Below are 23,711 nucleotides of genomic sequence, written 5' to 3' on the forward strand. Positions count from 1 at the left end.
CGGTTAATCCGGCGCGTCAGACGTGACGGCCGGAGAAGAACGTCTCGCGCAGCGCGCGCATCCACAGCGGCTGCGCGTCGGCCAGCGCGAGACGGCGCTGCCGCGCGAAGCCATGCCGCGCGAGATGGTCGGCAACCCGCGCGTGGCCGGCCGGAACGGCACAGCCGACCGCTTCGGTACGCGGGTCGTCGAGAAACAGGTAATGCACGACGGACGGCAGCCAGCCGGCCACGCAATGCGGGCCGCGCCAGCGCGATGCGCCGACCAGCATCCGCAGTCCGCGGTCGTAGTCGCGCGCCGCGACGTGCGGCGCGAGCGCGTCTTCCTTCAACCAGTACGCTTCGAAAAACGCGAACGGTTCGCCGTCGAAGCAGCCGACGAGTGGAATCACGTGCGGATCGGTGCCGGGCGCGGTGCCGGGCGCGGTGCCTTGCGCGCCGTCCGTGCCGGATTGCGCGGGTTGCATGGGTTGCGCGCCCGGCCAGCCGTCGCGCACGCGCGGTTCGCCGAACCAGCGCGCGAGTCGCTCGGTGTCCTCGGCGGGCTGCCAGCCGCGCAGCGCGAAACGCACGCCGAGCGCCGGCAGGTCGCGCGCGTAGACCTCGCCGCGCGGCGCGGGCGGCCGACGCGGATGGCGGCGGCCGTCGGTGAGCATCGGCAACGTCGCGCATGGCAGATGCGGGCCGACGAGCCACAGATCGGCCTGCTGCGCCCAGCCTTCACGCATGCAGCGGCCGCCGTCGGCGAGCACGCCACTCGCGCGCAGCGCGTCGAGCGCGACCGCCGGCCACGCGGCCGGGTCGAGCCCGATCGCCGCGTGGCGCGCGCTGTCCGAAAACGCCGCGGCCAGCACGGCCAGCAGCGCGCGCCGCTGGTCGGCCGGCGCCGCGCGATGGTTGTACGCGACGAGGCGCAGCGCGCCGTCGTCGCCGAGTTGGGCGCGCAGCAACTGCGCGCCGATGCCGTCACCCTGCGCGACGCGGATCTCCGCACCGTCGCGCACGGCGAACAGACCGTCCGCGAACGCGAGGCGGTAGGTATCGAGCATCGTGAATCCGTCCGGACGTACTTCAGCCAGCATGGCGTGCCTCCTGTCCCGTTTCCGTGAGCGCATCGAGTCGCGCGCCGAGCGCCGCGAGCGTCGGCGACGCGAATACGTCGGCAACCGTCAGCGTGTGACCGGCGCGGCTGGCCGCATCGACGAAACGCACGACGTCGAACGAGGTCGCGCCGGCTTCGAACAGGTCGGCGTCGGGTTCGGGCGCGGCCGTCGCGAACGTGTCCGACCACAGCGCCGCGAGCACGGCAGCCGCATGCGGCGTACGTGACGGCGTTGCCGCGCATGAACGGCCTTGCGCCTGTGCGCGACGCGGCGCTCGTGCAACGGCACGCTCGTCGGGCACGCCGAGCGCAGCTTCCGACGCGCCCGCGAAGCGCGCGACTTCGTCGTGATAGAGATCGACGAGTACATCGACGAAGTCGCGCTCGAGCAGTTCGTCCGCATACGAGAACGCGGCGCTCACGCGACCGTCCGGATGCTCGACGACGTCCAGCTCCAGCGTGAACACGACGCGATGGCGCACGTCGTCGAATCCGGCCAGCGACAGGCCGGCCCAGTCGCGCGCCGCGGCACCGGCCGGGCGCAGGTAGTTGAACATCACCTGGAACAGCGGATTGGCCTGCGCGGCACGCGGCGCGCGCAGCGCCGCGACGACGTCCGCGAACGGCACGTCGGCGTGCGCGTAGGCCGCGAGCGCCGTGTCGCGCACTTGGGCGAGCAGGTCCGTCCGGCGCGCGGCCGGGTCGATCTGCGTGCGCACGACGACCGAATTGATGAAGAGGCCGAGCGCGTCGCGGGCCGCGTCGCCCGTCAGCTCGCGCGTCGACGCGAGCACGCCGACCGGCTGGTCGGCCGCCCCCGTCGCGCGGAACAGTGCGGCGTTGAGCGCCGCGTGCAGCAGCATCGGCAGCGTCGCGTGCGCGGCCGACGCCGCATCGCGCGCCGCGCGGATCAGCGGGCCGTCGAATTCGAACGCGATGCGTGCCGCGCGCCATTGCGGCACGGCCGGCGCGTCCGCGCGCTGCGGCAGCACGCGCGCCGGCAGATCGGCGAGCGCATCGCGCCAGTAGGTGACGCGGGATGGATGGCACGGCGCGGGTAGCACGAGTGGCACGGCCAGTTGGATGGCCGCTTCGGCCGGCACGGCGGCGCCCTTTATGCGGGCGACATAGCGCGCACGAACCGCATCGAGCCACAGCTCGATCGATTCGCCATCCGACACGATGTGATGAATCGTCACCGACAACACGTGATCGTCTACACCGAGCCGCAGTACCCGCGCGCGCCACAGCGGCGCATCGGCTGCGAGGTCGAATGGCGTGAGTGCATCCTCGTCGGTCGACGCCGCGGCGCGAGCCAGCACGTCGGTTTGCGCCGACAGGTCGATCACCGGCAGTTCGACAGCCACGTCTGCGTCGATCCGCTGGCCCGGCAGCGCGCCGTCACGCGCAACAAGCCGCGCGCGCAGCGCGGGATGCACGGCCGCGACATCCGAGAAGGCGGCACGCAGCGCATCGACGTCGAGCGGGCCGCGCACACGCAACGCGACCGGAATGTTGTATGCGGCGCTGTCCGGCTGCGCACGCCACAGGAACCACAGGCCGAGCTGCGCCGGCGACAACGGCCACACGCCGTGTGCGTCCGGTTTGGCTACCGCGACACCTGGCGCCGCAGCACCGGCATGCGCGGCGCGCGGCGCATCGGCCACCTGCAACGCGTACTGCGCGAGCACCGGCGCCTCGAACAGCGCGCGCACCGGCACGTCGCGGCCGAGCCGCTCGGCCACGCGCGTCGCGACGCGCACGGCGGCGAGCGAATGGCCGCCGAGATCGAAGAAGTGATCGCCACGGCCCACGCGCTCGAGATTCAGCACGTCGCACCAGATCGCCGCGAGCGCGGCTTCGTCGCCGTCGTGCGGCGCTTCGTACGCGCGTTCGAGACGCACCGGCGCCGGCAGCCGGGCGCGGTCGACCTTGCTGTTCGCGTTGCGCGGCAGCGCGTCGAGCACGATCAGTTGCGCCGGCACCATGTAGTCGGGCAGCGTCCGGCGCAGGTGCGCGTCGAGCGTCGCGGCTTCGACCGGCTGCGCGGCTGCCCGTGCGTCGGCGGTCAGTTCGACATACGCGACGAGCTGCGCGAGTGCGCACCGCCCGTGCACGATCGCGCACGCTTCGCGCACCGCGTCGTGCGCGGCAAGCTGCGCCTCGATCTCGCCGAGTTCGATGCGCAGCCCGCGCAGCTTCACCTGATGATCGACGCGGCCGATGAAGTCGAACACGCCATCCGCGCGACGCCGTACGAGGTCGCCCGTGCGGTACAGCCGCGCGCCCGGCGCGCCGTACGGATCGGGCACGAAGCGCTCGGCCGTCAGCGCCGGGCGGTCGAGATAGCCGCGCGCGACGCCGATCCCCTCGCCGCCCAGGTACAGTTCGCCGATCACGCCCACCGGCAGCGGATGCAGCCGCTCGTCGAGCACATGCGCGGTGCGTGCGCCGACCAGCGTGCCGATCGGCAGGTACGCGGCGTCGCCGAGCTTCGCGAGATCGTCGCCGGGCCGGAACATCCACAGCGTCGGTGTGATGACCGTCTCGGTCGGGCCGTAGCCGTTGACCACGCGCACGTTCGGCAGCGCGCGGCGCAGCATCGCGAACGCCTCGCGCGACGTCGCCTCGCCGCCGACCGTCAGCGAACGCAGCGTCGGCGGCGCACCGTGCGCGAGCGCCCATTCGGCGAGCTGCGCGGCGCAGCCGGGCGGCACGTAGGTCATCGTCACGCCGTCGCGGACCATCATCGCGCAGGTCTGCGCGGGCGGCCACAGCACGTCGGCCGTCACCGACACGGCGGCACCCGACATGTATTGCGAAAACCAGCCTTCGTGCGCGCCGTCGAAGTTGACCGACTGGAACAGCAGGAATACGTCCTGCTCGCCCGCGCCGTAGCGCTCGGCGATCGCCGCGCAATGCAGCGCGAACGACGCATGGTCGACGATCACGCCCTTCGGCTTGCCGGTCGAACCCGACGTGTAGATCGCATAGGCCGCATGGCCCGGCAGCACGTCAGGCAGCACGACGTGCGCGGCTGCGTCGAGTGCATCGACCTCATCGGCGCGCCACACGCGCAGATCCGGCAGCTCGGGCAGCGACGCGGCGCTCGCGCCGTCGGTCAGCACGTGCTCGATGTGCGCGTCGCCGACGATCTGCGCGAGCCGTTCGCGCGGATGCGCCGGATCGAGCGGCACGAACGCGGCGCCCGACTTCAGCACCGCGATCAGCGCGACGAGCAGGTCGACCGAGCGCTGCAGCGCCACACCGACGCGCATTTCCGGGCGGACGCCGGCCGCCACCAGTTGGCGTGCCAGGCGGGCCGCACGTGCGTCGACTTCGCCGCGCGTCAGCGCGCGATCGATGTCGGCCACGCCGCGCGCGTCGGGTCGTGCTTGCGCATGCGCAGCGATGCGGGCATGCACAGGCACGAACGGTTCAGCGTCGGCCGCGCCTGCGGGTGCGTTCCATGCCAAGAGCTGCGCGCGCTCGTCGGCTGGCAGCCAGTCGAGATCGCCGACCGGCATGTCGGGGCGCGCAAGCGCATCGGCCAGCAGCGTGACGAAACGCGCGGCCAGCCGGGCGATCGCGTCCGCATCGAACAGGTCGAGCGCGTAGATGAATGCGGCGTCGAACGTACCTTCAGGCGTCGCTTCGACGGACAGCGTCAGGTCGAATTTCGCGGACGGCGTGCCCGACGGCAGCAACGCGGCCGACGCCGTGCCGAGCGCAGGCAGCGCGCGGCGCTCGCCATACGCGGCCATCACCTGGAACAGAGGATGGTGGCTTGCGCTGCGCGGCACGCCGAGCGCGTCGACCACCTGCTCGAACGGCACGTCCTGGTGCATCTGCGCGTCGACCAGCGCACGCTGCGTGCGGGCGACCAGCGACGAGAAATCGCCGTGCGCGGGCACGTCGACGTCGATCGCCAGCGTGTTGACGAAGAAGCCGATCAGGCCGGCGACTTCCGCACGTTCGCGGTTCGCGGCCGGCACGCCGACGCAGATGCGCGCGTCGCCGGTCGCGCGCGCCAGCAGCGCATCGAGCGCGGCGAGCAACACCGCGAACGGCGTGGCACCCGATGCGGCCGCGAATGCGCGCAGTTGCGCGCCGATGCGCGCGTCGAGCGAAAACACATGGCGTGCGCCGCGCGCACTGCGGCGGGCGGGTCGTGCGGTCGCGCCCGGCAGCGTCAGCACGCCGCGTTGCGGATTGAGCCGTTCGCGCCAGAACGCGAGCTGGCGGTCGCGTTCGCCGGCGTCGAGCCAGCGGCGCTGCCACAGCGCGTAGTCGGCGTACTGGATCGGCAGCGGCGCAAGCGGCACCGGCCGGTCGGACGCATACGCGCGATAGAACGCCGCGAGTTCCTCGAGCATCACGCCCGACGACCAGCCGTCCGACACGATGTGATGCACGGTCAGCGCGAGCCAGTGATGGGTCGCGTCGAAGCGCACCAAGTGGGCACGGACGAGCGGCGCCGCGCCGAGATCGAACGGCTCGGCTTCATCGGCCGTCGCGACGGCTTCCGCGCGCGCCGTGCGCTGCGCGTCCGGCAGCGCTTCGAGATCGGCTTCGCGCCACGGGCAGCGCAACGGCGCGTGGATCGTTTGCGCGACGCCGTCCTGCGCTTCGTCGAAGGTCGTGCGCAGCGCTTCGTGGCGCGCGATCAGCGCGTCGCACGCAAGGCGCAGCGCATGCGCGTCGAGCGGGCCTGTCAGCGCCAGGCGCTCGGTGATGTGATACGCGTCGGGCGCATCGATCAGCCGCGCATGCAGCCACAGCCGCGTCTGTGCAAACGACGCCGGCACCCGGTCGCTGCGCGGCGTGCGCGGAGGGATCGGCAGCACGCGAAAATCGATGCCGGCCGCGCCGAGCTTGTCGATGAAGACCGCGCGCTGCGCGTCGGGCAGTTGCGAGAAACGCGTCGCGAGCGCGAGCCAGTCGGGTTGAACCTTCGTCATCCGTCGTCCTTATTGGGTTTCCAGTTCGCCGAGCAGCGCGTCGATCGCGCTTGCCGCATCGGTCGCGCCGCATGCCGCACAGGCCGCGTCGATCGCCTCCGCGCAGCGCGCCAGCGTGCGCGTGTCGAACAGCGTGCGCAGCGGCAACGCGAGCCCCCAGTGCAGGTTTGCCTGCGCATGGGCCTGCGTCGCGAGCAGCGAATGGCCGCCGAGCAGGAAGAAGTCGCCGTCGCGGCCGATCGCGTCCACGTGCAGCACGCGTTGCCAGATCTCGGCGAGCGCGCGTTCCGTGTCGGTCGCGAGCGCGACGTCGGCTGCCGTTTCGCGTACCGGTGCGGGCAGCGCATGGCGATCGCACTTGCCGTTCGGCGTGACGGGCAATGCATCGAGTTCGATCAGTTGCGACGGCACCATGTAGGCCGGCAATTGCGCGCGCAGCGCGTCGAGCAGCGCCGCACGGTCGAGCGGGCCCGCGTCGCCGCATGCGACATAGCCGATCAGTTGCTCGTCGCGCACGATCACGACTGCATCGTTCACGCCGGGCGCCGCACGCAGCAGCGCCTCGATTTCGCCCGGTTCGATCCGCTGGCCGCGCAGCTTCACCTGCGTGTCGACGCGGCCGAGGTAGTCGAGCGCACCGTCGGCGCGCCGGCGCGCGAGGTCGCCGGTGCGGTACATGCGCGCCCCCGGCACGAACGGATCGGGCACGAAGCGCTCGGCGGTCAGCGCCGGACGGCCGAGATAGCCGCGCGCGAGGCCTGCGCCGGCGAGATACAGTTCGCCGGTCGCGCCGGCCGGCACCGGCTGCCATGCGGCATCGAGCACATGAAGTTGCAGGTTCGCGATCGGATGGCCGATCGGCACCGCGACCGCATTTGCGTCGTCGGGGCCGCAGGTCCAGTGCGACACGTCGATCGCGGCTTCAGTCGGCCCGTACAGGTTCACGAGCATCGCGTTCGGCAGCAGCCGCGCCATCTTTGCGACGAGTTCGGGCGCGAGTGCCTCGCCGCTCGCGACGATCAGGCGCACGCTGTCGCACTGCGCGGCGGCCGAAAAATCGTCGAGATACGCGGCGAACGCCGCGAGCATCGACGGCACGAAGTGCAGCACCGTCACGCCGTGTGCATGGATCGCCGCGGCCAGACGCGCCGGATCGCGATGGTCGCCAGGCGCGGCAATCGCGAGCTTCGCGCCGATCGCCAGCGGCCACACGAATTCCCACACGGAGACGTCGAAACCGAACGGCGTCTTGTGCAGCACGACGTCGTCGCGCGTCAGCCGGTAGGCGTGCTGCATCCACGCGATCCGGTTCGCGAGCGCGCCGTGCGTGTTGCCGGCGCCCTTCGGCTTGCCGGTCGAGCCGGACGTGTAGATCAGGTACGCGAGTTGGGCGTCGTCGATCGTGGCAGGCGCGCTGGCAGCGTCGCTTTCGCTTTCATCGGCGAGCAGATCCGCGACCGTCAGCAGCTGCGTCGTCGCACCGTCGCCGAGCGCAGCTTCGACTGGTTCACGCAGATGCGCCTGAGTAATCGCGACGGCCGGCCGCGCGTCGCGCAGCAGGTACGCGATGCGCTCGGCCGGATAGTCGGGATCGACCGGCAAGTAGGCCGCGCCGGCCTTCAGTACGCCGACCAGCGCCATCACCATGTCGAACGAACGCTCGACACACAGCGCGACCGGCGTGTCGGGCTGCACGCCGCGCCGGCGTAGCGCGGCCGCGATCCGCGACGTGCTGACGTCGAGTTCGCGATAGGTTGCGCGATGCACGCCGCCGTGAATGTCCGCGTATTCGAGCGCGATCGCGTCGGGCGTCGCCCGCGCCGCATCGGTGAATTGAAGGTGCAGCGGCTGCTGTTGCGATGCCGGCCACTCGCGCGCGGTGTCTTGCGCCAGCGCCAGCGCATCGCGGGTTGCGTCGTCTGCGATCGACAGCGCGCCGAGCAGCGCGTCCGGCGTGCGGGCCAGCGCATCGAGCGCACACGCGAATGCACGGTGCCAGGTTTCAACCTGCCGCGCGTCGACGCGCGCGGTGTCGTAGCCGTAGTCGATCGTCAGCTCGGCGCCGCTCTCGATCACGAGCGTCAACGCAAAATCGGTCGCTTCGATGCTGCGCACGTCGCTCAACGCGAGCGCGCGCGGATCCGCGTCGCGCGCCGTGTCTTCGACCGGGTAGTTCTCGAACACGACCAGCGTGTCGAACAATGCACCACCCGCACCACGCGCCCAGCGCTGGATGTCGGCAAGCGGCGTGTGCGCGTGCTCGGCGGCGGCCGCGTTGTCGCGTTGCAGCGTTTGCAGCCAGTCGGCCGCACGCTGCTGCGGCGCCGGTGCGGTGATGACCGGCAGCGTGTTGATGAAGAGACCGAGCACCGAGTCGACGTCCGCCAGCGCGTCGGGACGCCCCGCGACGGTCGCGCCGAACGCGACGGCCGGCTGGTGCGTCATCCGCTGCAGCGCAAGTGCCCAAGCGCCCTGCACCAGCGTGTTGACGGTCAGCTTCAGTGCCCGCGCGGTCCGTGCGACACGCGTCATCGTGCAGGCGTCGAGCGTCGCGCGCCACGTGACCATCTCGGCATCCGCCCGGTCGGCCGTGCGTTCCGCGATCAGCGTCGGTGTGTCGAGCCGTGCGAGGCGTTCCGTCCAGAAGCGTTCGTCGGCGTCGAGGTCGCGCGTGCCGAGCCATGCGATGAAGTCGCGATAGCGCAGTGCCGGGCGGCTCGCGAACGGCGACACGGCGTCCGGGTCGCGATAGTCGCGCAGCACGTCCGCGAGCAGGCGCGCGGTGCTCCAGCCGTCGAGCAGCACATGGTGGCGCGTCCAAACGACACGCCATGCGTCGTCGGTCACGCGGATCAGCGTGAGCCGCATCAGCGGCGGTTCGCGCCAGTCGAAACCGCGGGCGCGGTCGGCCGCAAGCCATGCGTCGAAGTCGGCGTCTAGCGTGTCGCCGCGTGTGCGCCAGTCGAACTGTTCGACCGGCATTGGCGCATGGCGATGCACGCACTGCAGCGGCGCGGCTTCGTCCGGCATCACGCTCGTGCGCAGGATGTCGTGGCGCGCGATCGACGCTTCGAATGCGGCGGCGAGACGATCGGCGTCGAGCGCGGTCGCTGTCGCGACGAGCTGGTTCACGTAGCTCGCGTGACCGGGCGCGAACAGCGCGTGGAACAGGATGCCCTGCTGCATCGGCGACAGCGGATACACGTCGTCGATCGTGCGCCAGTCGAGCGGCGCGCGTTCGATCGCGGCCTGCGTGAGACCGGCGGCCCGGGCGAGCGGGAAATCGCCCGGCGTCGCGCCACCGCCGCGATGCGCCACGCGCGACGCACACGCGTCGACGAGTTCGCGCAGCGCAGCCGCGAAGCGTTCGGCGAATGCGTCGATCGTCGCGCGCTCGAATTGCGGTGCGCCGTAGACCCAATGCACTTTCAGCGTGCGTGCGCCGTCGCGATCCGTGTCGAGGTAGGCGTGGATCGCGAGCGTATTGCCGAGCGGTCCCAACGGATCGCGTTCGACACCGGTGCCGCCGAAGCGCGGCACGAGCATCGCATCGCGCGGCGCGTCGAACTGGCCGAGGTAGTTGAACGTGACGCGCGGGCGCGGCACGGCGGCCAGCGTCGCGCGCGTCGCCGCATCGCCGTAGTGTGCGAGCACGCCGAAGCCGAGCCCCTTGTGTGGCACCGCGCCCAGCGTGTCCTTGACCGCGCAGAGCGTGTCGCGCGCGGTGGCCGCGACCGGCAGCGTCACCGGGTAATGACTCGTCAGCCAGCCGATCGTGCGGCTGGCATCGGCATCGTCGAACAGCGCCTCGCGGCCATGCCCTTCCAGTTCAACCCGGCACGATGCGGCACCGCTCACGCCGGCCAGTGCCAGCGCGAGCGCCGCGCCCAGCAGTTCAATCGTCTGCGTGCGATAGGCGGCATGCGCATCGGTCAACGCCGCGCGGGTCAATGCCGCGTCGATCGTCTGCACGACGACGGCGGCATCGGCGTTCGTCGCCGTTGCGTCGGGATGATCGGGCACGACGTCGTCGCCCAGCGCCATGCCGGCCCAGTACGCGGCTTCGCCCGCAAACGGCGATGCCGGTTCCGTTGCCGCACGCGCGAGTCGCGACGCCCATGCATCCGCGCGCGGGCCCGGCTGCGACAGCCGGATCGGCGCGCGCTCGCATGCGGCGCGGTACGCGGTGTCCAGGTCGTCGAGCAGGATGCGCCACGACACGCCGTCGACGATCGCATGGTGAATCGCGAGACAGAGCTGCGTCGAGCCGTCCGGCAAGCGTGCCGCGCATGCGCAGGCAAGCGGCCCGCGGCCGAGGTCGAGACGGCGCTGCAACGCGTCGAAGCGCGCGCGCGCGTCGGTTTCGTCGCGGGCAGAGACTTCGACGAACGGCAGTGCGTCGTACGGCTTCGCGGCATCGTTGGCTTGCCACGTGCCGTCCGCGCCGCGCGCAAAGCGCTGGCGGAATGCGTCGTGATGCGTCAGCAATGCGTCGAATGCCCGTGCGAATGCGTCGGCGTCGAAAGGTCCGTGCACGTCGAATGCAACCGACTGGTTCCAGTGGCCCGGATGCGGGATACCGAGCGCGAAGAAGCGCTGCTGTGCGGGCGTCAGGACCTGCGCCGCCACGGGCGCGCTGGCAACGGCCGCGACCGCAGGCTGCGCGGCAGCCACGTCCTCCGTCTTCGCGATGCGTGCGAGTTCGGCCACCGTCGGGCCATCGAACAGTTGCTTCGGCGTGAAGCGCACCCCGCGCTTGCGTGCACGGGCGATCACCTGCAGCACGAGGATCGAATCGCCACCGAGTTCGAAGAAGTTGTCGTCGCGACCGACTTGCGGCGCCTTCAGCACGGCTTGCCAAACTTCCGCGAGTACCGTTTCGACCGGGCCCTGCGGCGCATTGCCGGTCGCGCTCGCGACCGGCGCGGCCGCCTGTTCACGCAACGCGGCGCGATCGATCTTGCCGTTCGCGGTCACCGGCAGGCGCGCGAGCGCAACGAACTGCGCGGGCACCATGTAGTCGGGCAGCTTCGCGGCAAGCGCTGCGCGCACGGCGGCCTCGTCGAAGTTCGCGCCGTCGCGCATCACGACGAACGTCGCGAGCCGCAGCCGGCCGTCGTGTTCGATCGCAAGTGTTTCCGCCTGCGCAACCGGGCCGGCCGCACGCACAGCCGCACTCACCTCGCCCGGTTCGACGCGGTAGCCGCGAATCTTCACCTGGTCGTCGATGCGTCCGAGGAACGCAAGACGGCCATCCGCGCGCAACCGTACGCGGTCGCCCGTACGATACAGCCGCGCACCGGGCGCGAACGGATCGGGTACGAAGCGCTCGGCGGTCTGCGCCGGGCGACCCAGATAGCCGCGCGCGACGCCCGGCCCGCCCAGATACAACTCGCCCGTCGCGCCAGCCGGCACGCACGCGCCGAACGCATCGAGCACCAGCGCACGCGCATTCGGCAGCGGCAGGCCGAGCGGCACACCGCTCGCGGGATCGCGCGCATCGGCGGCAATCGACGCCGTGTCGCATGCGATCGCGCCGACCGTCGCTTCGGTCGGCCCGTAGTGGTTGATCACGCGGCAGGCGGGCGCAAGCGCGGCCAGTCGCGTGACGAGCGCCCACGTGAGCGTTTCGCCGCCCGTCACGAGCGCGTGGCGCGGCAGCACGTCGGCCGGCACACGTGCATCGAGCAGCGCCTGCAGGTGGCTCGGCACGATCTTCAGCACGCCGACGCCGCGGCGGCGCATTTCCTCGGCGAACAGGTCCGGATCGAACGCGCACGCGGCCGGCAGCAGGTGCAGCGTGCGGCCCGCGCACAGCGCGCCGAACAACGTCGTGTGGCCGAGATCGGCCGCGACGGTCGATACCATCGCGAACGACGCGTCCGGTGCGAACGCGAGTTCGTCGAGCATCCCCTGCACGTAGTCGGCTAGCGCGCCGTGCGACACGACGACGCCCTTCGGCGTACCGGTCGAGCCCGACGTATAGATCAGGTACGCGCCCTGTTCCGGATGCGGTGCGATACGCACGCCGGCTGCGTGCGCGAGCGTCGCGTCCTGCGCGAGCGTGTCCACGTCGAGCGGCCGTGCATCGATGTCGGCCGGCCAGGCGGCCGACTCCGCGACGAGCGCCCAGCGCGCGCCGCAGTCGGCGGCTGCCGCGGCGAGTCGCGCGGCCGGCTGTGCCGGGTCAAGCAATACCGCGAGCGCACCGGCCTTCAGCGCACCGAGCAGGCCGACGACGAACCGCGCCGAGCGTTCGATACAGACGATGACGGCCGCTTCGGCAGCCACGCCGCGCTGGGTCAGCGCGCGTGCGATGCGGTTCGATGCGTCGTCGAGTTCGGCGAACGTCAGCGATGCCGACGCATCGGCGAGCGCGACGCGATGCGGATACGCGGCCGCCTGTCGCGCGAATGCGGCGACGATGTCCGCATGTTCGACGCGCAGCGCACGGCCGTCGCGCGGCTGGCGCGAAGCGGCCGACGCGTCGCACGGCAGTACAGCCGTCGTTTGGTGCGGGTCGCGCGCGGCCGCACCGACGAACGCCGCATAGCTGTCGAGCCATGCGCGCGCGGTGTCCGCATCGACGCAGTCGGTCGCATAGGCCGCAACCAGTGCGATGCCGTTCGCATCGTCGGTGAAATCCACTGCGAAGTCGAAGCGCGCAGCGAGATCGGGGCCCGGTGTTGCAACGGCCGTCGCACCCGGCAGCACGCTGTCGTGCCGCGCGTCGAACTGCTGCGCGAATTTCACGCGCAGCCATTCGTCGCCGCGCTTGACCGGCGGTTTCACCGCATCGACGACGCGCTCGAACGGCACGTCCTGGTGCGCGACCGCGTCGAGCGCCGCCGTGCGCGCCGCATCGACGAGCGCGCGGAACGGTAGCGTCGGCGCCACGCGCACGCGCAGCGCGACGGTATTCAGGAACAGCCCGAGCAGCGCACGGGTTTCGGGGCGCTGACGATGCGCGACCGGCACCGCAACGACGATATCCGTCGTGCCGGTCAGGCGCGACAGCCACGCGTCGAGCGCGGCCAGCAGCACCGTGAAGGTGGTTGCCTGTGCGTCGCGCGCAAGTTGCCGCACGTCGGCCGCGACCGCGTCGGGCAGCCGCACCGACACGCGCGCCCCCTGCAGCGTGCGTACCGCCCCCGGCTGACGATCGACCGGCAGCGCGAGCGGGCCCGGCACGTCGCGCAATGCGCCGCGCCAGTAGTCGAGCTGACGTTCGCCCTCTCCGCCGGCCAGCATGTCGCGTTGCCAGTCCGCATAGTCGGCGTACTGGATCGGCAGATCGGGCAACGACGGTTCGCGGCCTTCGGCATACGCGCGATAGGCAGCCGACAATTCGTCGAACGCACAGCGCGAGCTCCAGCCGTCGGTAATCGCGTGATGCGCGGTCAGCAGCAGGCGGTGACAGTCGTCGGCGAGTGCGACCAGCGTCGCGCGCAGCAGCGGGCCGCGCGCGAGGTCGAACGGTTCGGCCGCATCGCGCTCGGCGAGACGCGCAGCCTGCGCGTCACGTGCGGCGGGCGGCTGGTCGCGCAGGTCGATGTCGGCGATCGACACCGGCAGATGCGCATGAATCCGCTGCATCACGACGCCGTCGTCGTTGTCGACGAGCGTCGTGCGCCACGCTTCGTGCCGCCCGATCACGTGATCGAGTGCGCGCTGCAGCGCGTCGCGGTCGAGCACGCCATCGATCGTCCAGTGCGCGGCGATGTGATACGCGGCGCTCGCGTCGCGCGTTTGCGCGAGCACCCAGAAACGTTGTTGCGCGAGCGACGCGGCGCGGTCGACATACGGTGCGCCCGATACGGCCGCTTCTGCCGGCAAACGGCGAGCGGTAATGGCGGCTAGCGGCTCGCCGGTTTCTCGTTCCGAACGGTCGACCGCTTCAGCCAGTTCGAAGAGCACCGGATCGGCGAACAGCGTATCGAGCCGCAGGTTCACGCGCGATGCGGCACGGATCGCCGCCTGCAACTGCATCGCGGCGAGCGAATCGGCGCCCAGCGCGAAGAAACGGTCATCGCGCGACGGCGTGACATCGAGGCCGAGCAGCGTCTGCCAGAGGCCGGCGAGTTGCCGTTCGGTCGGCGTGCGCGGTGCGTCGCCGTTGCCTTGCGCGGTGTCGCGCGCGGCAGCAATCTTCTCGCGCAGTGCGGCCCGGTCGATCTTGCCGTTCAGCGTATACGGCAGCGCATCGCACCGCACGAACCGGTGCGGCTGCCATGCGGCCGGCAGTTGCGCGGCCACGTGTGCTTTCAGCGCCGCATCGTCGGCTGCCGCGCGCAGTGCGACGCACGCGATCAGCCGCGTCGGCCCGTTGCCGGTTTCGGCGACCACGGCAGCGTCGGCCACGGCCGGATGCGAACGCAGGCACGCGGCGATTTCAGCGGGCTCCACGCGCACGCCGCGCACCTGGACCTGGTCGTCGAGGCGGCCGAGATAGTCGAATGCGCCGTCGTCGCGCAGCCGTGCGAGGTCGCCCGTGCGGTACACGCGCGCACCGGGTTCGCCATCGGCATCGGGAATGAAACGTTCGGCCGTCAGCGCCGGACGGCCGTGATAGCCGCGCGCGATGCAGACGCCGCCCAGCAGCAGTTCGCCCACGCCGTCGGCCTCGCCGCCGTCGACGCGCGCGACGCGTGGGCCGATCACGCGGCCGATCGGCAACGACGCATACGCATCGTCGGCGGCCAGCGCGGGCGTCTCGCCCGGCTCGACCGGCCACAGCATCGGCGAGATCACGGCCTCGGTCGGCCCGTAGCCGTTGATCAGGCGTACCGACGGGAACGTGCTGCGCACGAATTCGAACGCCTGCTGCGGCAACGCTTCGCCACCGAATGCGAGCACGCGCAACGCCGGCGGCACGCCATCGCGCGCGGCCACCGCCGCGAATTCGCGCAGGTATGCAGGCGGGAACGCGGCCACGTTGACCGCTTCATTCACCATCAGCGCATGTGCGGCATCCGGCGCGAACGGCTGCGGCGGCGCCACGACGATGCTGGCACCGGTCGCGAGCGGCGCGAGCCAGCATTCATGCGCGGCGTCGAAATTGACCGACGCGAAATGCAGCAGGCGATCGCCGGCCTCGATCGGCAGCGCGGCCGCGAGCGCGTCGCAGTGCGCGGCCAGCGGCCCGTGTTCGACGACGACCGCCTTTGGCGTGCCGGTCGAACCCGACGTATAGATCATGTACGCGGCCGAACGCGGGTGGGCGGACGCTTCTTCGTCATCGGCGGCGGTCTCGTGCCCGTCCGACGCGTCGACTGCCGCGTCAAACGCATGTTCGAACGGCTGGCCGAGCGCCGCACGGCCGGCCGCGTCGACGATCCCGTGCCGCAATTGCGCATCCTGGACGATCCAGTCAAGGCGCGCGGCCGGATGACGCGGATCGAGCGGCACGAACACACCGCCCGCCTTCAGCACGGCCAGCAGCGCGACGAACAGCTCGCACGAACGCTCGACGCACACGCCCACCCGCACTTCCGCGCCGACGCCGGCCGCGCGCAGCTGCCGGGCCAGCCGCGACGCCCGCGCATCGAGCGCGCCGCGCGACAGGCGCAAGCCATACTGGAAAGGGATCGCGATCGCGGGTGCGTCGGGCGCGATGCGCGCCAGTTCGCGGATTCGGTGATGCAGCGCAGTCGGGAAACTCGTCATGTGCGTGAAGTCCTTCGGTCCGGCCGCTTCGGCCAAGTCTCGGGGCCGCTTGGGGCGGCTTCACTGATGTGACGAACGGCGCGGCCGATTTTTTACCGTTTTGTATCCAAAGCACGTGCGAACGCTTTTTTGAACACGCCGCTAAATATTTGCGCGGCCCATTCGTCTATCAGGGAGGAAAGCCGGAACGGGGCCCCGCCTCGCCCGCTGCTTTCGCGTTTTCGCCTGCCCTCCCTTTACCGACGTTGCCGATGACAGCTGCCCACGAGCCTTCTTCCCCGCCGTCCCTCGACGCTTCCCCCGGCCGCCCCGCGGCGCGCCTGATCCTCGCGCTGTTGCGCGAAAGCCGCGCGTCACTCGTGCTGGCGCTCACCGCGTGCGTGCTGAACGGCGTCGCGAGCGTGCTGCTCGTCGCGACGCTGAACCGCGCGCTCTCGCAGCCGGGCGCCGCCGACGCGTCGCTCGCGTGGCGCTTCGCGCTGTGCGCGGTAATCGCACTCGTCACGCGGATCGTGTCGGGCACGCTGTTCGCGCGCCTGTCACAGGACACGATGGCGCGGCTGCGCGTGCATCTCGCGCGGCGCGTCGGCGCGGCCGAGCTGCGCGACATCGAGCGGATCGGCGCGGCGCCCGTGCAGTCGGTGTTGACCGATGACGCGACCAACGTGTCGATGCTCTTTTTCGCGCTGCCGAACCTGGTCATGCACGGCTCGATCGTGTTCGGCTGCCTCGGCTATCTCGCGTGGCTGTCGTGGCCGGTGTGCCTGCTGGCGCTGGCCGCGATCGTCGCGGGTTCGCTCGGCTATCACACCGGCGACCGCCGCGCGATCGCATCGCTCGAAGCGGCCGGCCAGGCGCAGGACCGGCTGTTCGGCTATCTCGGTTCGCTGTTTTCCGGCGCGAAGGAGCTGAAGCTGCACGATGAACGCGCCCGCCAGTTCGTCGACGGCCAGCTCGGCGCCGCGATCGGCGAAGTGCGCGACCACCGCCGCCGCGCGTTCAGCGCGTATGCGGTCGGCGTCGGCTGGATCATCTTCCTGTTCTATGCGTTCCTCGGCGTCGCGTCGTTCTGGCCGCAGCTCGGCGTGCATGCCGATCCGGCCGCAGCCGCCGGCTACGTCGTCGTGTTCCTGTTCATGCTCGTGCCGCTCGACGGGCTACTGAACAACCTGCCGACCGTCAACGCGGCACGCGTGTCGCTCACGCGGATCGAAGGCGTGATGGCCGAATTCGGCGCGCTGCGCACGGTGCCGCCCGCGTCGGACGCTCCCGACGTGCCGCCGGCCGGCGCCGTCACGCTGCGCGGTGTCACGCATGCGTACTTCCACGAACGCGACGAACGGATGTTCAGCATCGGGCCGATCGACCTGACGATCCAGCCGGGCGAGCTGGTGTTCATCGTTGGCGGCAACGGCAGCGGCAAGACGACGCTCGCGAAGGTGCTGACGGGGCTCTACGAGCCCGAGGAAGGCACGATCGAGGTCGATGGCCGCACGATCGGCTGGCGCGAGCGCGCCGCGTACCGGCAGCGCTTCAGCGCGGTGTTCAACGATTTCCACCTGTTCGATGCGCTGCTCGGCATCGTCGATCCCGACGATCCGTCCCGCGCGCAGGCCGACGCGCGCGCAAACGCGCTCGTCGCGAAGCTCGCACTCGATCACAAGGTGAAGGTGGTCGACGGCGCGTTCTCGACCCGCGCGCTGTCGACCGGGCAGCGCAAGCGGCTCGCGCTCGTCGTCGCGTACCTGGAGGACCGGCCGTTCTACCTGTTCGACGAATGGGCGGCCGATCAGGATCCGTCGTTCAAGGCCGTGTTCTACGAGCAATTGCTGCCCGAGCTGCGCGCGCGCGGCAAGGCCGTGATCGTGATCACGCACGACGACCGCTACTTCGATCTTGCCGACCGCTTGCTGAAGCTCGACAACGGGCGCATCGTCAGCGACACGACGCCGGCGCGGTCACGTGCGCAGGATGGCGTCGATGCGCTGAGCGCGTAACACGTCAGTCGATAAAAAATCGCCGACGCGCTGCAGCGGCAGTGCGTCGGCGATTTTCGCTTCAGGAAGAAAGATTGGCGGCGCGCGGTGCGTTCGTGTAAAGGCTCGCGCCGTTCACCGCCAGTCAGGCCAACCGAAACGCCCTGCCCATGGAAATCCAGGCGGCATCCTCCGCCGATCGACCGCCGCGCACTCAGCGCGTGGCCGGCAGCTTCAGCATCGTCTCGGTCATCACGTCGGCCAGCTTCAGCGCCGACATCGGCCCGCCGAACCCCCAGATATTGCGTTCGATGAGCGCGATCCGGTGTTCCCGCATCGCGGGCACGAAGCGCCACACCGGCGAATCGAGTTTCTCGGACAGCGGCACGTCCATTCCCGATGCGGTCACGAACAGCACGGCCAGGTCGCGCTGCCGGAGCAGGTCGGCCGACGTCACGTACAGCGTGCCTTCCCGCGTCGGCTTCTTCGGCCACGGATCGAGGCCGAGCGCCCGCGCGAGGCCAGCCGACGTGCTGTTGCCCGTATAGGCCCAGTAGCGGTCGGGCAAGCCGAGATCCTGCAGCAGCGCGATGCGCTCGCCCTTGCGTCCGGCGGCCGCGAGCCGCGCTGCATTGCGTGCAATGCCCGCGTCGAGTTGCGCATCGATCGCCTGCGCGCGCGCGTCGCGCCCCGTGACCGTACCGATCGTCCGGAAGATCTGCCGCATCCAGTCGAGCTGCGTGACCGGCACACCACCGTCCGACACGTTCGGACTGAACTGGAACAGGATCGTCGGCGCGATCCGGTCGAGCGCATCGAAAATCGGCGCATGCCGGAAACCGACGCCGATGATCAAATCGGGTTTGACCGCCGCGATCGCTTCCAGGCCCGGCTCCTGGCGCGAACCGATGTCGGTCACGTTCGCGAGCCGCTCGCTTTGATAGCCGAGCCAGCCCGGATAGAACGCCGTATCGGCCATCCCGACCGGCACGAGGTCGAGCGCGATCACGCTTTCCGCGAACATGAAGTCGAGCGCGACCACGCGTTGCGGGCGCACCGGCATCGTCGCGCTCGCCTGCGACACGACGGGATTGCCGGCCACCGACACGGCACCCGGCGCACGCACGCCCTGAGCACGATGGGCATCGAGGTTCGCGGCAACGGCGCCGGACGACGCGAAAAACGCGCCGCAGCACGCGGCGCCGAGCGCTGCGAGTGCGCGGAGCGCGTCCCGGCGGCCGGCATCCGTCACCGGATCGCGACCTGCTCGGCCAGCGCCGTGTCGTCCATCGTCAGTAGCAGGGGGCAGCTTCCACACAGTTGCGTTTCTCCAGGAATTTCATAGCGCAGGCAGCACACGCGGCGCGCGCGAAACGGCGTCGGCAGCAGCGCCGAGCGCGGCACGGCATCACGCACGGGCACACGCAGCGGATTCGGTTCGCCGTGAACGCAGCTCGAACCGAACAGCCAGTCCGCATCGCGGACGGGATCGGCGGCGCATGGCAGCGAACGATACGTATCGAGCAGATAGTCGAGCAGGTTGCCCGCGTTGCTCCACAGCACGCGCGGCGTGACGCGGCCCATCGCCGCGAGCAGGTCGATCACCGCGCCGAGATGCGCGACGAGCCCCGCATAGCGGGGCGCCGGGTCGTCGCACGGTTCGCCGAGTGCATCGTGCGTGAAGTACAGCGCCGCGGGCATCCCGTCGTCGAGCGCGACGAACGTGCGCTCGGGTGTCATGTCGAGCGGCCGGCCGAGCGTCAGCGCGGCGACGACGCCGGCCGGCGCCGCGCGGCCGAAATAGTATTTGCTCCATTGCGACATCAGCGCGCGCGCATGCTGCGCCGGATCGCCGCCGTAATGGCGGACCATCGCGTCGAGCACGATGTCGCGGTGTGCGGGCAACGCGCTGACCGGCACGATGAGGCGGCCCGGCGCGTGCGCGTCGTCGGGCATGCCGAGCCAGACGACGTCGAGGTGTTCGGCGAACGGTTCGGGCGCGAACGCCGAGAAGCGCGTGGCGCGCGCGCCGTCGAGCGCGGGCGTCATCGCCCTGCGCGCCGGGCGCGGCGCCCCTCGAGGATCAGCAGCCCGAGCAGGTACGGTGCGCCGATCAGCGCGGTCAGCACGCCGGCCGGTACTTCTCGCGGCGCGACGACGGTTCGTGCCGCGAGATCCGCCACACCGAGGATCAGCGCGCCGCACGCGGCCGCGAGCCACAGCCGCGTCCGGTGCCGGCGCGCGCCGAGCATCGTCGCGACGTGCGGCGCCATCAACCCGATGAAGCCGACCGGCCCGACCGCCGCGACGGCCGCGCACGCGGCGAGCGTCGCGATCGTCAGCGCAAGCGGCCGCAGCGCGGCTACCGGCAGGCCGAGCGCGGCCGCCTGGTCGTCGCCGAGCGCGAGCATGTCGAGCGGTTTCGCGAGCCACGCGAACACGGGCACCGCGAGCACACACCACGGCAGCAGCATCGACACCTCGCCCCAGCTCCGGCCATAGGTGCCGCCGACGAGCCACACGACGAAGCGCGCGGGCTGCACGCTTTCCTGCGTGATCAGCCATTGCGCGAGCGTGGTCCACAGCGCGCCGATCACGATGCCCGTCAGCGCCACCGCGAGCGGCGCGTAACGATGCCGGTGATTCAGCGCAAGCGTGATCGCGAGCGACAGCCCGCCGCCGATCAGTGCGGCGGCCGCGAGCGTCACGTGGCCCATCAGCGGCCACGTCGACAGCGCAAACAGCGTGACGAGCCCCGCGCCTTGCGTGACGCCGAGCACTTCGGGGCCCGCGAGCGGATTACGCACGACGCTCTGCATCGCGACGCCGCTGACCGCCAGCAGCGCGCCGGCAAGAAGCGCGCACAACAGGCGCGGCATGCGCAGGTCGATCAGCATCCGCGCGAGCGCATCGTGGCCGGACAACGCGGCCGACCAGCGCGCGATCGACAGCCACTCGGAGCCGGCCGACACGCCGACGAACACGACCAGTACGCCTGCCACGACGAACAGGACGGTGCGCAGCGGCCAGCCGAGCCGTTCGAGCCAGCCGACGAGCCGCGTCGAGCCGCCGCCCGCCGCGCGTTCGGCATCCGCGTGCAGCACGCCCGACCACGCGGCCCCGCGCCGGATCATCGCCAGCATCAGCGGCGTACCGACCAGCGCGATCGCGACGCCGGTCGACAGCGTGGCGTCGAGACCCGACGCGAGCACCGCGCTGTCGGTGACGAGGACGAGCGCCCCGCCCGCGAGCGCCGACAGCGGCACCAGCACACCGAGCCGAGCCGCGCGCGCGCCGCGCACCTGGCGCAGCAGGTTCGGCGCGACGAGGCCGACATACGACAGCGGGCCCGCGATACTGACGGCCACGCTCGTGAACGCGACCGCGACGATCGTCGCGGCGAACCGCGTCGCGTCGACGCGCACGCCGGCCGCGGCCGCCGCATCGTCACCGAGCGTGAGCGGATTCAGCGGCCGGATCACGAACGGCAATGCGATGAGCGGCACGACGAGCCAGCGTGCGGCGAGCGCGAGGCCCGTCGCGCCCGGCTGATAGAGGCTGCCGTTGGTCCACAGCGCGGCCCCCGCGATGTTCTGCTCGAAGAATGCGAGCACGAGCGTCGACAGCGCGGCGAACAGCAGCATGCACACGCTGCCGGCGAGCACGAGGCGCAACGGCGTCGCACGCCAGCCGCCGGCCGCGACGATCGCGCAGGCGGCCGCGGCCAGCCCGCACACGAACAGCAGCGGCACCGACGCGACGCCCGCCAGCGCCGGCACGAGCATCGCCGCGAGCAGGCCGAGCTGGGCGCCGCCCGTCACGCCGAGCAGGTCGGGCGACGCGAGCGGATTGCGCGTGAGCGACTGGAACAGCGCACCCGCGATGCCGAGGCACCCGCCCGCGACGAGCGCCGCCGCGACACGCGGCAGGTTGAGGTCGAACAGGAACACGTGCGCGAGCGCGGCGGCATCGCTGCCGGGCACCGCGCCCCACCACACGCGCAGATCGGGGGCGACGCGCAGCGCCGCGAGTAGCGCGATCAACGTGACGAGGCCGATCGCGATCGTACCGGCCCGGCCCGTTGCCGCGCCCTTCCCCGCCGCCACGAGGCGCTTGCGCGTCGCGAGCGTCGTCATACGGCGAGATCCCGGTCGAAGACGCCGGCCGCCTGCGGCGCGCCGTCGGTCGACGGCCCGTAGGCTGGCACGCACATCGGTGCGCCCGTCTGCGGATGCGCGATCTTCAGCATCTCGACGCCGAACGCCGCGCGCAGCCGCGCCGGTTCGAGCATCGCATCGGGCGAGCCCTGCGCGACGAGGCGCCCCGCGCGCATCAGCACGATCTCGTCGCTGTACGCGGCCGCCTGGTTCAGGTCGTGCAGCACCCACACGATCGTCAGCCCGCGTGCGCGGTTCAGCGCACGCAGCGCATCGAGGATGTCGAGCTGGTGATGGATGTCGAGATAGGTCGTCGGTTCGTCGAGCAGCACGATCGGCGCCTGCTGCGCGAGCGCCATCGCGATCCACGCGCGCTGGCGCTCGCCGCCCGACAGCGCGCCGACGTCGCGGCCCGCGTCGTCGGCGAGGCCGCTCGTCTCGAGTGCCTCGTCGATCGCTGCATGGTCGGCCCGCGACAGGCCGCGCAGGAAGCCGCCGTACGCATAGCGCCCGTACGCGACGAGCTCGCGCACCGTGAGGCCCGACGGAATCTGGTTGAACTGCGCGAGCATCGTCAGCTCGCGCGCGAGCGCTCGACGGCGAAACGACGCGAGCGGCTGGCCGTTGACTTCGACATGGCCGGCACGCGCGGGCTGCAGGCCCGCGAGCGTGCGCAGCAGCGTGCTCTTGCCGCAGCCGTTCGGTCCGCACAGCGCGGTTACGCGGCCGGCCGCGATCGACAGGTCCAGCCCGTCGATCACGACATGGTCGCGATACCCTACCGACAGCCCGCGCGCGGCAAGCGCGGCGGTACTACGCGTCATCAATCCTCCGTTCGGTCACGCGGGACCGTGTAACTCTGCGCCATCGCGACGACGACCTTGCGCGGCCCCTCGAACGGGTCGCGCGCATGTGCGGTCAGCATGTTGTCGAGCATCAGCACGTCGCCCGTGCGCCACGGGAACACGATGCGCTGCTGGTCGAGCACGCCGCGGATCTCCGCGAGCGCGTCCGCTTCGAGCGGTTCGCCGTCGCCGTAATACACGTTGCGCGGCACGTTCTCGAGCCCGACCGCGTCGACGAGCGCTTCCTGCATGTCGTCGTCAAGCGCCGACAGGTGAAACAGGTTCGCCTGGTTGAACCACACGCGGTCGCCCGTGCGCGGATGGCGCGCGACGGCCTGGCAGCGTTCGCGGGTGCGCAGCAGCAGCTCGCCGTCGTCATCGGTGCGCCACGCGCATTCGATGCCGCGCGCCGCGCACATCCGTTCGACCTCGGCCGGCTCGTCGGTGCCGAACGACTGCTGCCACGGCAGGTCGAGCCCCTGCCCGAAATTGCGCACGTACAGCAGCTCGCGCTTCTCGAAACGCGCAATCAGCGCCGGATCGAGCGCACGATAGACCGCGCGGCTGTCCGCGATCGGCGTCGCCCCGCCGTGCGGCGCCGCGAGCGCGCAGTGGAACCAGATCCGCAGCGGCCATTCGCGCGTGTACGACTGCTCGTTGTGCAGCGGAATCGCGCGGTGCGGCGGGTATTCGGTCGACGTATAGACCGCGCCTTCCACCTGGCTGCGCGGCGTCGATGCGTATTCATAGCCGATCAGCGGATCGCCGAACGACGCCGCGAACTGCTGGAACGCGTCGATCGACGGCACGTGAAAACCCGTGAACAGCACGCCGCCCGCCCGTTCGAGCGTGTCGGCCGCGATCTCGCGCGCGAGCGGCGCGACGTCGTCGATCGACATCCCGTCGCTGCCGCGCGGCGACACGACGGTGGGCAGCCCCGGCTCGATACGCAGGTCGTCGAGCGTCGGCAACGTAAGCAGGGTCATGCAACGTCCTCTTCAGGTG

The 23,711-nt window shown here is 71.2% G+C and carries 9 protein-coding genes; 1 reads left to right on the plus strand and 8 read right to left on the minus strand.

Translation table 11 applies throughout. The features are described 5' to 3' along the window. Positions 1 to 16: 16 nt before the first annotated feature. Genes BDO18943_RS12530 through BDO18943_RS12540 form a run of 3 tightly spaced genes read right to left on the minus strand, consistent with a single transcriptional unit; the run spans position 17 to position 15,728 of the window. Entirely contained in the window at positions 17 to 1,081 is a 1,065-nt protein-coding gene (locus tag BDO18943_RS12530; RefSeq protein WP_175022529.1) for a GNAT family N-acetyltransferase, read from the minus strand. After that, entirely contained in the window at positions 1,071 to 6,062 is a 4,992-nt protein-coding gene (locus BDO18943_RS12535) for a non-ribosomal peptide synthetase (RefSeq protein WP_175022530.1), read from the minus strand. Before BDO18943_RS12535 ends, BDO18943_RS12530 begins: the two co-directional genes overlap by 11 nt. 9 nt (positions 6,063 to 6,071) lie before the next feature. After that, positions 6,072 to 15,728 (minus strand): non-ribosomal peptide synthetase, encoded by a 9,657-nt coding sequence (locus tag BDO18943_RS12540; RefSeq protein ID WP_175022531.1) that lies wholly within the window; start codon positions 15,726 to 15,728, stop codon positions 6,072 to 6,074. 251 nt (positions 15,729 to 15,979) lie between these two features. Between BDO18943_RS12540 and BDO18943_RS12545 the strand changes: the two genes are divergently transcribed. Continuing rightward, positions 15,980 to 17,725, plus strand: coding sequence for a cyclic peptide export ABC transporter (locus tag BDO18943_RS12545; RefSeq protein ID WP_043182792.1), 1,746 nt, complete (start codon positions 15,980 to 15,982; stop codon positions 17,723 to 17,725). A 193-nt stretch (positions 17,726 to 17,918) separates the two neighbouring features. Here the strand turns inward: BDO18943_RS12545 and BDO18943_RS12550 are convergent, their stop codons facing one another. The 5 genes from BDO18943_RS12550 to BDO18943_RS12570 are packed head-to-tail and all read right to left on the minus strand — an operon-like array spanning position 17,919 to position 23,692. Further along, positions 17,919 to 18,956 carry an ABC transporter substrate-binding protein gene (locus BDO18943_RS12550; RefSeq protein WP_175022532.1) on the minus strand — a complete coding sequence of 346 codons (1,038 nt, stop codon included), beginning with the start codon at positions 18,954 to 18,956 and terminating at the stop codon, positions 17,919 to 17,921. Continuing rightward, positions 18,953 to 19,753, minus strand: a complete 801-nt coding sequence (gene fhuF / locus BDO18943_RS12555; protein ID WP_175022533.1) for a siderophore-iron reductase FhuF — start codon at positions 19,751 to 19,753, stop codon at positions 18,953 to 18,955. Before fhuF ends, BDO18943_RS12550 begins: the two co-directional genes overlap by 4 nt. Further along, positions 19,750 to 21,840: a Fe(3+)-hydroxamate ABC transporter permease FhuB gene (fhuB, locus tag BDO18943_RS12560; RefSeq protein ID WP_175022534.1), complete on the minus strand. Its 2,091-nt coding sequence runs from the start codon at positions 21,838 to 21,840 to the stop codon at positions 19,750 to 19,752. The genes fhuF and fhuB overlap by 4 nt, the downstream gene beginning before the upstream one ends. Beyond that, positions 21,837 to 22,685 carry an ABC transporter ATP-binding protein gene (locus BDO18943_RS12565; RefSeq protein WP_175022535.1) on the minus strand — a complete coding sequence of 283 codons (849 nt, stop codon included), beginning with the start codon at positions 22,683 to 22,685 and terminating at the stop codon, positions 21,837 to 21,839. The genes fhuB and BDO18943_RS12565 overlap by 4 nt, the downstream gene beginning before the upstream one ends. Continuing rightward, positions 22,685 to 23,692, minus strand: coding sequence for a TauD/TfdA family dioxygenase (locus BDO18943_RS12570; RefSeq protein WP_175022536.1), 1,008 nt, complete (start codon positions 23,690 to 23,692; stop codon positions 22,685 to 22,687). The genes BDO18943_RS12565 and BDO18943_RS12570 overlap by 1 nt, the downstream gene beginning before the upstream one ends. Between the last annotated feature and the right edge of the window lie 19 nt (positions 23,693 to 23,711).

Origin of the sequence: Burkholderia aenigmatica (assembly GCF_902499175.1) — a bacterium.
GTDB lineage: Bacteria > Pseudomonadota > Gammaproteobacteria > Burkholderiales > Burkholderiaceae > Burkholderia > Burkholderia aenigmatica.

Bases quoted from the DNA above. Each gene is read 5' to 3' on its own strand.
- fhuF (WP_175022533.1), bottom strand. From the start codon at position 19,753: ATGACGCCCGCGCTCGACGGCGCGCGCGCCACGCGCTTCTCGGCGTTC.
- BDO18943_RS12545 (WP_043182792.1), top strand. From the start codon at position 15,980: ATGACAGCTGCCCACGAGCCTTCTTCCCCGCCGTCCCTCGACGCTTCC.
- fhuB (WP_175022534.1), bottom strand. From the start codon at position 21,840: ATGACGACGCTCGCGACGCGCAAGCGCCTCGTGGCGGCGGGGAAGGGC.
- BDO18943_RS12540 (WP_175022531.1), bottom strand. From the start codon at position 15,728: ATGACGAGTTTCCCGACTGCGCTGCATCACCGAATCCGCGAACTGGCG.
- BDO18943_RS12570 (WP_175022536.1), bottom strand. From the start codon at position 23,692: ATGACCCTGCTTACGTTGCCGACGCTCGACGACCTGCGTATCGAGCCG.
- BDO18943_RS12530 (WP_175022529.1), bottom strand. From the start codon at position 1,081: ATGCTGGCTGAAGTACGTCCGGACGGATTCACGATGCTCGATACCTAC.
- BDO18943_RS12535 (WP_175022530.1), bottom strand. From the start codon at position 6,062: ATGACGAAGGTTCAACCCGACTGGCTCGCGCTCGCGACGCGTTTCTCG.
- BDO18943_RS12565 (WP_175022535.1), bottom strand. From the start codon at position 22,685: ATGACGCGTAGTACCGCCGCGCTTGCCGCGCGCGGGCTGTCGGTAGGG.